At 72.4% G+C, this 12419-nt stretch carries 10 protein-coding genes and 1 pseudogene; 5 read left to right on the forward strand and 6 right to left on the reverse strand.

The features are described 5' to 3' along the window. Nucleotides 1–14: 14 nt before the first annotated feature. Complete coding sequence (locus tag ACFYM2_RS10030) at nt 15–887, forward strand: uracil-DNA glycosylase (RefSeq protein WP_388459531.1); 873 nt, start codon at nt 15–17, stop codon at nt 885–887. Between the two features lie 98 nt (nt 888–985). Further along, on the forward strand, nt 986–1942 hold the full coding sequence (locus ACFYM2_RS10035; protein ID WP_388834927.1) for an alpha/beta fold hydrolase: 957 nt from the start codon (nt 986–988) through the stop codon (nt 1940–1942). A gap of 257 nt (nt 1943–2199) precedes the next feature. Here the strand turns inward: ACFYM2_RS10035 and rfbB are convergent, their stop codons facing one another. After that, on the reverse strand, nt 2200–3237 hold the full coding sequence (gene rfbB / locus ACFYM2_RS10040) for a dTDP-glucose 4,6-dehydratase (protein WP_388834930.1): 1038 nt from the start codon (nt 3235–3237) through the stop codon (nt 2200–2202). Beyond that, nucleotides 3234–3356 (reverse strand): annotated as a pseudogene (locus ACFYM2_RS10045) (glucose-1-phosphate thymidylyltransferase); the annotation flags it as partial. The gene rfbB and the pseudogene ACFYM2_RS10045, both read right to left, overlap by 4 nt. A 96-nt stretch (nt 3357–3452) precedes the next feature. Here ACFYM2_RS10045 and ACFYM2_RS10050 point away from each other — a divergent pair. Further along, nucleotides 3453–3791 carry a hypothetical protein gene (locus tag ACFYM2_RS10050; RefSeq protein ID WP_388834933.1) on the forward strand — a complete coding sequence of 113 codons (339 nt, stop codon included), beginning with the start codon at nt 3453–3455 and terminating at the stop codon, nt 3789–3791. Between the two features lie 85 nt (nt 3792–3876). Next, a complete protein-coding gene (locus ACFYM2_RS10055) occupies nt 3877–5457 on the forward strand; it encodes an AMP-binding protein (protein ID WP_388834935.1) in 1581 nt (526 codons plus the stop codon). 70 nt (nt 5458–5527) lie between these two features. Here the strand turns inward: ACFYM2_RS10055 and ACFYM2_RS10060 are convergent, their stop codons facing one another. Next, the gene (locus ACFYM2_RS10060; protein ID WP_388834938.1) at nt 5528–7072 is read right to left on the reverse strand and encodes an immunity 49 family protein; all 1545 of its coding nucleotides are present in this window, start codon (nt 7070–7072) and stop codon (nt 5528–5530) included. Between the two features lie 139 nt (nt 7073–7211). Here ACFYM2_RS10060 and ACFYM2_RS10065 point away from each other — a divergent pair, with 139 nt between their 5' ends. Then, nucleotides 7212–8141, forward strand: coding sequence for an aldo/keto reductase family oxidoreductase (locus ACFYM2_RS10065; protein WP_388834941.1), 930 nt, complete (start codon nt 7212–7214; stop codon nt 8139–8141). A gap of 172 nt (nt 8142–8313) precedes the next feature. Here ACFYM2_RS10065 and ACFYM2_RS10070 read toward each other — a convergent pair whose 3' ends face one another. The 3 genes from ACFYM2_RS10070 to ACFYM2_RS10080 all read right to left on the reverse strand — a co-directional run bounded on the left by ACFYM2_RS10070 (nt 8314) and on the right by ACFYM2_RS10080 (nt 12415). Further along, on the reverse strand, nt 8314–10494 hold the full coding sequence (locus ACFYM2_RS10070; RefSeq protein ID WP_388834944.1) for a hypothetical protein: 2181 nt from the start codon (nt 10492–10494) through the stop codon (nt 8314–8316). A 48-nt stretch (nt 10495–10542) separates the two neighbouring features. Further along, nucleotides 10543–11811: an APC family permease gene (locus tag ACFYM2_RS10075; protein WP_388834947.1), complete on the reverse strand. Its 1269-nt coding sequence runs from the start codon at nt 11809–11811 to the stop codon at nt 10543–10545. Between the two features lie 130 nt (nt 11812–11941). Beyond that, nucleotides 11942–12415: a hypothetical protein gene (locus tag ACFYM2_RS10080; RefSeq protein ID WP_388834950.1), complete on the reverse strand. Its 474-nt coding sequence runs from the start codon at nt 12413–12415 to the stop codon at nt 11942–11944. Nucleotides 12416–12419: the final 4 nt, after the last annotated feature.

Below are 12419 nucleotides of genomic sequence, written 5' to 3' on the forward strand. Positions count from 1 at the left end.
GGTAGCGTGGCCCCATGGACGAGGTCGGCAGCACAAGTCCGGGGCCCTCTGCCCGAGATCGCGGCTTCCCCCTGTTCCACGCGGAGCGCTGCGGCGGGATCGGGGAGCTGGATCGCCGGCTGGTCGGATGCCGGGCGTGTCCTCGTCTGGTGGCCTGGCGCGAGACGGTTGCCGCGACGAAACGAGCCGGCTTCAAGGACTGGGAGTACTGGGGCAGGCCGGTGCCGGGGTTCGGTCCACAGGACGCACCGCTGGCGGTGGTCGGGCTCGCTCCGGCCGCGCACGGCGCCAACCGGACGGGCCGGATGTTCACCGGCGACGCCTCGGGCGACTTCCTCTTCGCCGCCCTGCACGCCGTGGGACTCGCCTCACAGCCCACCGCCACCACCGCCGACGACGGCCTCGAACTGTACGGGGTGCGGATCACCTCCCCCGTCCACTGCGCCCCTCCCGCGAACAAGCCGACGCCTGAGGAGCGGGACACGTGCCGGCCGTGGCTCGCGGCCGAGATCTCGCTGCTGCGGCCGCGTGCGATCGTCGTACTCGGAGCCTTCGGCTGGCAGACGCTGCTGCCGGTCCTCGCCGAGGCGGGGTGGCGGCTGCCGCGCCCCCGGCCCCGGTTCGCGCACGGCACCGTGGTGACGCTGCGCCGCGCGGAGCCGGACGCGGCGCGGCCGGCGGGAGCGGACGCGAGTGGTCACGACGACCGCGCCGGGAACGAGGAACTGAAGGTGATCGGCTGTTACCACCCCAGCCAGCGCAACACCTTCACGGGCCGTTTGACCTCGCCCATGCTCATCACCCTGCTCCACCAGGCCGCCAACCTCGCGGGTCTGCCCACCGGCCGGCCCGGCGCCGTGCCGGACCCGCCGAAGACCCGACCGTGAAACGGTGTCGGCCACGGGCCGGCTGACGGCACGTCACCACGCGGCCGGATGCCACCCGGCCACCCGCCGGTGCGGGCACACCGCGTAGGCTCGGAGCCATGGTTGAGCATCGGATGATCGACGTGAACGGGATCCGGCTGCACATTGCCGAGGAGGGCGAGGGCCCCCTGGTGGTGCTTCTGCACGGGTTCCCCGAGTCCTGGCACTCCTGGCGCCATCAGTTCGGCCCGCTGGCCGCCGCCGGCTTCCGGGTGGTCGCCCCCGACCAGCGGGGGTACGGCCGCAGCGACCATCCCACCGACGTGGCGGCGTACAGCATCCTGCATCTGGTCGGCGACGTCGTCGCTCTGGTCCGGGCGCTGGGCGAGGAGAAGGCGTACGTCGTCGGGCACGACTGGGGCGCGCCGGTCGCCTGGCACACCGCGCTGCTGCGGCCGGATCTGGTGCTCGGGGTGGCCGGTCTGAGCGTGCCGCCACCGGTCCGGGGCCCCCACCCGCCACTGGCCGCCATGGAGAAGGCGTTCGGCGGGCGGTTCTACTGGAACTACTTCGACCGGCCCGGTGTCGCCGACGCCGAGTTCGCACGGGACCCGCGTACGACGCTGCGGAAGTTCTTCTACGCGGCGTCCGGTGACAGGCCCGGGGAGATCGTCCAGCCGCTGGTCGACCCGGAACGGGGCTGGCTCGCCGCCCTCGAAGACCCCGAGGAGCTGCCGGGCTGGTTCACCGAGGGCGATCTCGATGTGCTCACGGAGAGCTTTTCCCGGGGCTTCACCGGCGGCCTCAACTGGTACCGCAACATGGACCGCAACTGGGAGCTGACCGCGCCCTGGCAGGACGCCGTCATCACCCCGCCCGCCCTGTACGTCTACGGCGAGCGCGACCTCGTTCCCGCGTTCCCCGGCACCCCGGAATTCATCGCGAGCCTGCCCGAGCGCATGCCCAGCCTGCACCGCGAGCCCGTGGAGCTGCCGGGCTGCGGGCACTGGACCCAGCAGGAGCGCCCGGACGAGGTCAACGCCGCGCTCGTCGAATTCCTCAGGGCGTACTCCTGACCGGGGCGGCGCCTCAGCTGAGGACGGCCGTGGAAGCAGGCGGGCACCTGCGGCGCCCAACAGGGCGCCGCTGTACGCCCGTTGGGCCGTGATGAGCCGCGGAGTGCGCGGCGCGGCGGGCACGCGGTAGGCGAGCGGTGGGCACGCGGCCACGGTCGCGCGGAGGGATGGCGGCGATGGTGACGATGGCGATGGCGATGACCTGACGGTTCATCAGGTTCGGGTGAGCCTGCTTCTGACTGGTCGTCATCGGCCTCTCAGCCGTGGGGTTGCCCGTCCGCATCCCCAATGCGCCCGGCCGCTCGGGCCGGAGTGCCCGGCCCGTCGGCGGCCAATGGCCGCCACCACGACGCATGATCCCGGTACCAGGCCACCGTGGCGGCCAGCGCCTCCTCGAAGTCCCGGCGGGGGCGGTAACCCAGTTCGGCACTGATCTTGCCGTGGTCCACCGCGTAACGGCGGTCGTGGCCCGGGCGGTCCTGGACGTGCGTGATGCGATCGGCGTCCGCGCCGCACAGGCGGACCAGACGGCCGGCGAGGTCCCGGTTGGTCAGCGAGGTCCCGCCCCCGATGTTGTAGATCTCGCCGGGCCGCCCCGCCGTCCGCACCAGCTCGACCGCCCGGACGTGGTCGTCCACGTGCAGCCAGTCGCGCACCTGGCTCCCGTCGCCGTACAGCGGCAGGCGCGCGCCGGTCAGGAGCGCGGTCGCGAAGCGCGGGACGGCCTTCTCCGGATGCTGGAAGGGGCCGAAGTTGTTGGAGCACCGGGTGACCCGCACGTCCAGGCCGTGGGTGTGGTGCTGGGCCAGCGCCATGAGATCGGCCGCGGCCTTCGAGGCGGCGTACGGGGAACTCGGCCTGAGCGGGTCCTGCTCGCGTGCGGCGCCCTCGGGCAGTGAGCCGTAGACCTCGTCGGTGGAGATGTGGACGAACCGGCGCACCTCGTGGCGCAACGCGGCGTCCAGCAGGAGCTGTGTGCCCAGCACATTGGTGCGGGTGAAGTCCGACGCGTCCTCGATGGAGCGGTCCACGTGTGACTCCGCCGCGAAGTGGACGATGTCGTCGTGCCCGGCCGCGAGGCGGCGCACGGTGGGGGCGTCACAGATGTCGCCGCGCACGAAGGTGAACCGGGGGTGGCCCGCGACCTGGTCGAGGCGGGTGAGGCTGCCCGCGTAGGTGAGTTTGTCCAGGACGGTGACCGTGACGTCGGGCGGGCCCCAGGGGCCGAGGAGCGCGCGGACGTAGGCGGAGCCGATGAAGCCGGCCCCGCCGGTGACGAGGATGCGAGAAGTCATGATGTGAGCTGTACCTTGCTGTGGTCGCCGATGACGAGTCGATGAGCCCCCGGCAGGCGGGGCGCGGCGGTGACGACGGCCTCGCGGCCGATGAGCGAGCCCTCGATGCGCGCGGCGCCCTCCTGGCAGAGTTGACCGGCCCCGTCGATCCGGTACCGGCGCTCACGCTGTCCGACGCGGGCCTGCGCGCACGGGTCGGGACCTACTGGCACCCCGTGGGGACCTGCGCCATGGGTCCGGCGGACGAGCCGGGGTCGGTGACCGACGGGCAGGGGCGGTGCACGGCGTGCGGGGCCTGCGGGGCCTGCGGGGCCTGCGGGGCCTGCGGGGCCTGCGGGGCCTGCGGGGCCTGCGGGGCCTGCGGGGCGCCGACGCCTCCGTGCTGCCGACCGTTCCCGCCGCCAACACCCAACTCCCGGTCCTGGCCGTCGCGGAGATGCTGGCCGGCACCCTGCGCGCCCGACCCGACAGCCCACCCCGAGCGGGCCCGACGACCACTCAAATCAAGCCATCGGGCCCCAGTTGGAGATGTCGATCCGCCGCCACTACGCTAGCTTTGGTTGCCTGTAGCAACCAAGAGTTAAGGCGGCCCGTGCCGCTCCGCGTGACCGGCGTGCCCAGCGCCAGAAGGAATGCACCATGTCATCACAGACCCAGGCCTTCCGTCCGTACGTAACGGAGAATCTTCAAGCGCTGGAGACGGATCCCCGGCGGGAAGTCCTCTTCCATCAGGGGCGCCGGGTCACGGCTGGCGAGTTCCGCGACCTCGTCCACCGCATGGCACGGGCGCTGCGCGCGCACGGCATCGACCGGGGGCAGACCGTCACGCTGCTGTGCGGCAACCTGCCGGAGACCATCGCCGTGCGGTACGCGGCCCATCTCATCGGGTGCCGGGTGAACCACCTCTACAACAAGCTTTCGGCCGAATCGCAGGCCGCCATCGTGCGCGACGTGGAGACCCGTGCCTTGGTCGTCGACCCCCGCCACGTGGAACGGGCCGCCGAGATCACCGCGTTGGCGCCGGTGCCGGCCGTCCTCGTGCTCGGCCCGGTGAAGCCGGGGGCCCCGGGCGCGGCGGACGCGGTGGACGCGGTGGGCGTGGACCTTTTGGAGCTCGCGGCCGGGCAGCCGGCCGAGGCGGTGGTCAGCACGGCGCGGCCCGACGACGTGTGCACGATCCGCCACACGGGCGGCACCACCGGCCACCCCAAGGGCATCTGCACCACCTATGAGCAGGTCCGCGCCTTCCGGAAGACGACGGCGGACTCCGAGGAGCAGCCCCCGAGGCTGCTGGTGTGCACCACCCTCGCGCACGCCGCGGGAATGATCACCGACTCCGTCCTGCGCGACGGCGGATGCGTCGTCCTGCTCGAGGACTTCGACGCCGCCGCCGTTCTCGAGGCCATCGAGCGCGAGCGCATCACGCATCTCTTTTTGCTGCCGCCCCTGCTGTACCAGCTGATGGACCACCCCGACTCGGCCGTGCGCGACACGTCGTCCCTGCGCGGCATCTCCTACGGGGGCTGCCAGTCCTCCCCCGCCCGCATCGCCGACGCCATTCGCCGCTTCGGCCCGGTGCTCGTGCAGTTCTACGGCCAGAACGAGGCCGGCGGCATCAGTCTGCTCACGCCCGAGGACCACGACCTCGATCGCCCGGACCGGCTGCGCTCGGCGGGCAAGGTGCTGCCCGGGGTCGAGGTGGCCATCCGCGACGAGAGCGGCCGCGACCTCCCGGTGGGTGAGCACGGCGAGATCTGCGTACGCTCCGCCATGCTGATGAAGGAGTACTGGAAGCAGCCCGAGCTGACCGCGCGGGTGCTGCGGGACGGCTGGCTGCACACCGGGGACATCGGATTCCTCGACCCCGAGGGGTACTTGACGGTCGTCGACCGCATCAAGGACATGATCGTGGTGGTCGGCGGCCATGTGTACACCACCGAGCTCGAGGACCTGCTCAACTCGCATCCCGAGGTCCAGCAGAGCGCCGTCTTCGGGGTCCGGGACGCCGACCGCATGGAGCGGGTGCACGCCGCGGTGGTCCCGGTGCCCGGCAGCGCCCTCGACGCGCGGCAGCTGCGCGATCTTGTCCGTGCGCAACGCGGCGCGATGTACGAGCCCGCCGCCATCACCTTCGTCGACGCGCTGCCGTTGACCGACGCCGGCAAGCCCGACAAGAAGCAGCTGCGCGCCGTGGCCGAACGGGAGTTCAGCGAGGTCTGACCCTCTGGGTTTCGTGGGCGCCGGACGAGCCGGAGCGGTCGGGCCGCGCCGGCCGCCGGGCGCGGCCCGCTCACAGGATGTCCTCGACCCGTTCCCGGTTGAGCAGGTACGTGGGCAGGTACGGCAGGCCGGGGGCGAGCGGGAAGTCGTAGTCGTGGGCGAGGCTCGCCATCGCGAGCGGGCCGAGTGCCACCACCGCGCGCGGCGCCCTGGAGTCGCCCCAGTGGGCGGCGTGCTGTTCGACGGCTTCGGCGAGCGTCCGGGTGAACGCGTCGTGGTCGGCCGCGATGACGGCGTGGAAGAGGGCGACGGGCGCGTAGTCGATCCGGTGCACATAGTCCATCGGCGCGTGCGTCACCGCGTCCGGCGCGGCGGCCCGCATGGTGTCGAGCAGTCTGCCCACCGTGTCGTCCATGGGCCGGCCCGAGAAGAACGATTGCAGGGTGTCGACCCAGTGCAGGACGTACTCGTCCACCGAGTCGTCCTCACGCAGCCTATCGAGGGGCACGTGACACAGGCGGCCGATCCGCTCCCACTGGCGGCACACCAGCGCCAGATACAGGGCGTCGAGCCAGGCCCTGGCGTCAGCGGGCGGTTCGGCGGGCAGGGCGGGCAGCGGCGCGACGAGGTCTTCGCCGAGGTGGCACTCCTGCGCTTGCGCGCCGGTGAACCACGCGGATCCCAGCCGCACCGAAGTGGCCCAGGCGTTCCAGGTCTCCGGGAGCGCCGCGTGCGGGTCGGCCGCGCACTGGGTGAGCGCCAGGGCCATGGCCGCGCCGAACGCCTCACCGGGCCGCGCCTCGTCCTGCCCCAGATCCGCGATCAACTGGGTTGTCGTACGGGCCAGTTCGGCGCTCGATGGCGGCATCGCCCGGGCCGACGCGCGGGTGGCGAGGCGTCCTGAGCGGTCCAGGCGGAGCAGACCCGTCATCACGGCGAGCAGGTGCTCCGGCGGATCGAGGGAGAACGTCCGCGCGTCGTGATCGATCCTGGAGAGCGAGACCATGCGGCCCCGGTGCCACCAGTGGACCCGTGGCGAAAGCGCGGCCTCGCCGCTGTCCTCGTACGCGCCGAGGGCGTACGCGGCCAGGCTGTTGAGGGCGTCGACCACGGATCCGTCGGCCAGGGGGTGGTAGACGAAATGGTGCCGGCTCGGCATCGCCACCAGTGCGCCCTCGTCGGGGAGCGGGTCGCCGGTGAGGTCGCGGACGGTCTCCGGCAGGTAGAGGACCTTGCTCGCGACGAAGTGCGAGTCACCATGGACGGAGTGCAGCACCGCCCCCGACTCCACGGCCACTTCCTCGTGTTCGGCGGGGACAGCCATCAAGTTCCGGTACGCCGCCGCGCCCAGCGTCTGGGGATCCACCCGTTGGACGTCCGGGTCGGTCAGGACGCGTACGGCGTCCGGCAGGTCCAGGGCGTAGACGAAGACGAGGCCGTCCGTCACCATCCGCGCGTAGGTGAGCACGCCGGCCAGCTCGGGGGTGACCGAATCCACGGACAGCAGCCGGGGGTGCGCGCCGCCCAGCAGCTCCTCGACGCTCTGCCCGCCGAGGTGTTCCTCGCCCTCGCCGTACTCGCGCGGACCGAGACCGTGGACGTGCTGTGATGTCATCCCGGCAACTTTACGAGACGTCCGCGCGGCGGGGCGGGGCAGGGCCGGGCGGCCACGGAACGTCGGTGCCGCACCGCGCGCGGGACTTGCCGGCACGCCTCGGGGGGTGGCGGCGCGCGGAGTCGGAGAGGATGGGCCCATGAAGACCATCGCCTTCCCCCAGACCGAGCTGCGGGCCTCCAATGTCGTCCTGGGCCTGATGCGCATCGCCGGACTTGAGGACGAGGACATCCGCACCCTGTACGGCAGTGCGCGGGACGCCGGGATCAACACCTTCGACCACGCCGACATCTACGGACCCACGCGCCACGCGTGCGAGGAGCGCTTCGGCGGGGCCCTCACGCTCTCCCCCGCCGAACGCGAGTCGATCGTCATCCAGAGCAAGGTCGGCATCCGGCCCGGGTTCTTCGACTTCTCCAAGGAGCACATCGTGCGGACCGCCGAGGAGTCGCTTGCCGCCCTCGGCACCGACTACCTCGATGTGCTGCTCCTGCACCGCCCCGACACCCTCGTGGAGCCCGAGGAGGTGGCAGCGGCCTTCGACGAACTGCACGCGGCCGGCAAGGTCGTCAACTTCGGCGTCTCCAACCACACACCCGGCCAGATCGAACTGCTCAAGACGGCCGTCAGCCGTCCGCTGGTGGCCAACCAGGTTCAACTGAGCATCACACACTGCCCGTTGATCGCCTCGGGGGTCGCGGCGAACATGGGCGGTCTCGACCAGTCCATCGACCGCGACCACGGTCTCCTTGACTACGCGCGGCTCCACGGCATCACGCTCCAGGCATGGTCACCGTTCCAGAAGGGCTTCTTCGACGGGGTCTTCATCGGCGACCGGGACAACTACCCGGAGCTCAACCTGGTCCTGGACGAACTGGCCGCGAAGTACGGGGTGACACCGACAGGCATCGCCGTCGCGTGGATCACGCGTCACCCGGCGAACATGCAGGTGGTGCTCGGCACCACCAACCCGGCCCGGGTCGCGCAGTCCGCGGCGGGCTCGGACCTCCCCCTCACCCGCGAGGAGTGGTACCGCCTCTTCCGCGCCGCGGGCCACACACTCCCGTAGCCGGCACAGCGCAGTGTGGCTCGGACTCCCGCTCCGGTCCCCCTACGCGACGACGCCGGGTGCCTGGTGGCATCCGGCGTGTTGTCGTGCGGGCGAGGAAAGCGGAGGGACTAGTTCATTGCAAGAGGAGAAGGAAGCCCCTCCATGGCCTCGCCGTGGCTCACGTTAACAGTCAGGCCGGGATCATGTCGCGCAGGTTTTCCGGTGTGAAGACGCGGGAGTCCGGGTGGAGGCCGTCCGGGCGTTCCAGGCCGATGTAGGTGACTGGTTCGGATGGCGGCGTGGTGCCGTCCCACAGGGTCGTGGCGGTGGCGCGGTCGGCCAGCAGGTCCGTGAGGTGGCGGACGGTCAGCGGTCGGCGCTCGACGATGCCCCGCAGCAGGGTCGCCACCGACACCCGGTTCGCCTCGACCCGGTTGGCGCTCGGGTTTCCCCTGAGGTACAGGTGCAGCCACTTGGCGTGCCAGCCGCCGTCGGCGTCCCGTATGAACGCCAGCGGCAACGCCACCCGGCCCGGGCCGCGCAGGTCCGACTTCGCGCGCACCGTGCGGGGCTCGAAGGGGCGCCCACCCTGGTCGCCGTCGCGTGTCATGAAGCCGAAGAACGACTCCTCGGTCTCCTCGAAACCCTCGCCCGCGAAGATGTTGACCTGCGGGACGATGTAGGTGCCGCGCGCGGCGCCCAAACGCAGATCGATGAACTCCGACGCGCCGTCGGGCGCGGCGGTGATGTCACCGGAGTGTGTGCCTTCGAGCTCGGTGAGCGCGGTGTAGGAGAGCCACGCCACGGTCTGGTACTCGGCGTCCAGGAGCAGGGCCGAGAGGTCGTAGTCCGTGGTGTGGTGGGCCTGCTTCCAGTACACGAAGAACCGCAGCAACTCGCCGCTGACCGGGGAGAGGGAGCCCCGGGGCAGCACGCCGAGGCCGGCCGTCGTCGCCCTGCCGCTCAACGGGAGCGCGACGTCCAGGGCGGCCGGGTCGATCAGGAGATGGCCCGGCTGCGGCAGACGCCGGCTCAGTTCGGCGTCCAGGGCACGGGCCAGGCGGTCGCGTTCGGCGGCGGGCACAGCGGCCCGGGTGTCCTCGGTCACCCACGCCTGCCCGCGCCGGTTGACGAACACCCGGCTCCTGCCGTCCGCGTGCTGCCCACCACGGTTGTGCAGGTGCTCGCGCACGGACAGCAGAACTCGCCCCGCCACCTGCGGGGCGACCCGCTCGGCGGCCTCGGCCACCGCGTCGCGCTCGTCCTGGGTGGCGCAGACCCGCAGCAGCCGGTCGAGGGAGCGGAACAGTTTGCCGGGCGCGGCCGTGAGCAGCCGTGCGGCCCCGGTGACATCGCCCGCCGCGAGCAGTTCCTCGACCCGGCCGTCGATACCGGAGACGCGCGACTCGCCCCGGGCGACGGCGAACACGTCGGCGGCGTGCGGCCAGCGCGCCCGGTACTCGTGCGCGTGCAGACGCTCACCGAGCCGCTTGAACGCCTCCCGGTGCGCGGCCACATCGGCCAGCTTGGCCCGGGACGACGCGACGACGGCGTCGAGGCCCGCGAGCAGGGCGCGCCGCACGCGCCGCGAGGGTGAGCGCAGACGCGTCGGCGTGGTGAGCGTCACGTCACCGTCGGACAGCGCGCACGCCAGGCGCAGCACATCGGTCACCGTGTCGAGAAGGAGTTCGGCGCCGGCTTCGATACGGGCCCGGTTGATCACGGCGCGGTTCTCCCGCACGGCGATCGTCCCGGGCTGGGGGCCGTCCACGCAGTGCCGGGCGAGCACGCCCAGGTCGAGCAGGTCCTCGTCGCCCAGCGGCGTGGTGCTCGTGGCCAGGGCCAGGTACAGGGCGCCGACCTCCTCCTGCGGAGCGCCGCCCAGACGCAGCACCGTCACACGGTCCCCCGCCGAGGCGATCAGCTCGTCGTGCGCGGCGAGCAGGTCGGCGTACGTGTGCTGGTACGTGCCGTACGAGGGCAGCGTCAGCAAGTCGACGGCCCCGGCGCGGAGTTGACCGAGCGTGGCCTCGCGTGTGGTGTCGTCGGCGAGTGCCTGCGCGACGCACCGCTGCCAGAACTCATGGGTGTCCGGCACCTTGTCCGGGAAGTCGATGAAGTACGTGTTGTGCCGGACGTGGTCACCGGTCATCGCCCGGACCGTGTCCAGCGTCCGCCCCGCGATGTCGAGGACCGTCTCCTCGGACAGCGCCGCCAGGTGTCGCAGCAGGTCCGCCGAGAGCTTGAAGCCGACGGACATCAACGCCACGTCGAACTGCCGCGCCGCGGCGGCCCCGTCCCCGAGGGGGCCGGAGGGGACGGGAAGACGCCGGGTGTGCCGGACGACCAGGGATTCAAGGGGGTGGACCATCCGGACATGCTCGCAGAGCGGCAGGGCCGGGCGCACCGGGGTTTCGGCTCAGCCGGCGCTCTCCTCCGCGCCGTGCGCCCGTCGCGCCCGCAGCCGGGTCACGGCGGCGGTCACCAGCAGGACGACGGCGAACAGGGCCCAGCACATCCACAGGGGCGGCCCCGCCAGCACGGTCACCGCGACCACCGTGACCGCGCACAGCACGGCGACGACCCGGGGCGGCCCCTGCCCGGCCAGTTTGGTGTACGCCGCCGCGCCCAGCCCGTACAGGACGAAGTAGATCCCGCCGGACAGGACGAAGAGCGACTGGAACGACATGATCCCGGCCGCGCCGAGGAACGCGATCACCGTCAGGACCGCGCCCACCGCCACGACGGCCGTGACCGGATTGCCGTCGCGGTCCCGTACGCGGTTCAGGGTGCCGGGGAGGTAGCCGCTGCGTGCCATGCCGAACACGAGCCGGGACAGGGCGAGTACGGAGGCGCACACGTTGGCGGCGATGGCGGCCACGACCAGGGCGAGCGTCACGGGCCTGCCGAGGTCGCCGAGCGAGCGTTCGGCGAGGAGCAGGAGCGGGGCCCGGTCGAGCGCCTTGTCGGTGGGGTCCACCGCGCTGAACAGACCGAGCAGCACGAGGCCGTACAGCGCCACCACGATCACGTAGGAGGCGGCGAAGACACGCGGGATGACGTCGGGGCGCTTGTGTTCCTCGAAGGTGAAGGCCACGGTCTCCCAGCCGGTGAACGCGACGTAGACGGCGGTCAGGACGCCGCCCAGCTCGCCGGGCGCCGGCACGGCCGCGCTCGGCGCCCGTACGCCGTGCACACCGAGGGCGGCCAGGGCGGTGCACGTCACCAGGGTGAACAGGGCCAGCACGAGGACCACTTGGACCCGGCCCGAGACGTCCGCGCCCCGGCATCCGATGACCGTGGCCACGGCCAGGACGGCGACGGGGAAGACCCACGCCAGGCTCGGAACGCCGGAGAATTGCGCGACGTAACGCCCACCGGTGATGGCGGTGGCCGGGATCCCGGCCACCAGCGCGAGCGTGGCGAGCAGCCCGGCCGACCGTCCCGTCGTCGCCCCGAAGGCGACCTCGCCGTAGCGGGCCACCCCGGAGGCCGAGGGGTGGCGCCGGCCGAGCCACGCGTAGCAGTACAGGAGCGGGATCACCGACACCGCCGCGACCGCCCAGGCCAGCCAGGCCGAACGGCCCAGCTGCTGGTAGCTGGTGCCGGGAAGGATCATCATGCCGCTGCCGAGAATGGTGGAGAGCGCGAGGAAGGTGCCCACGGCTCCGCCGAGCGACTTGCGCATCGTCAGCTCCGTCCTGAGGGGGCCGAGGGGCCCGGCGGCTCAGAGGTACGCGTCTCCCCTACCCCCGTCCGCGCGATGATCCCTTCGTGAACCGCGCCCCATGCGCGCCCAGTTGGGCCGCCCGGCCCGTTCAGGAGCGAGACGCGGGCGGCGGGGGACGGACGCCGCACACCGCGCAGAGGGCCGCTCCTGCCAGGGAGAGCAGGGTCAGCGGGGCGACCCAGGACGGGACCAGTTCGACCGTGCCGCCGTCGGGCCAGCGGCACACCGTCGAGGGGAGGAAGGCCCGGGATTCGATGGTGATGCCCGCGTTCGCGCCGTCCCGGTAGGAGAGCGCGCCGTCCCGCTCGGCGCGGGCTGCGGCGCAGGGCCGGGTGGGCCGGGTGTCGAACCCGCTCATGTCCCCCACGGCGACGGCGATCGCCCCCACGCACAGGCACAGCACCGCCGCCTCACCGAAGCGGCCGGAGCGGGTCCGCGCGTACGCCACCCTGCGGGTCGCGAGGAGGTGGAGGGCCTTGGCGACGAGGAGGACGCAGGCGGCGAGGGACGAGAGGATGACGGCGGCGAAGATGACGGGCTCCCACGATGGCCCCGGCGACACCCGG

The sequence above is a fragment of the Streptomyces sp. NPDC006711 genome, assembly GCF_042869775.1.
Taxonomy (GTDB): domain Bacteria; phylum Actinomycetota; class Actinomycetes; order Streptomycetales; family Streptomycetaceae; genus Streptomyces.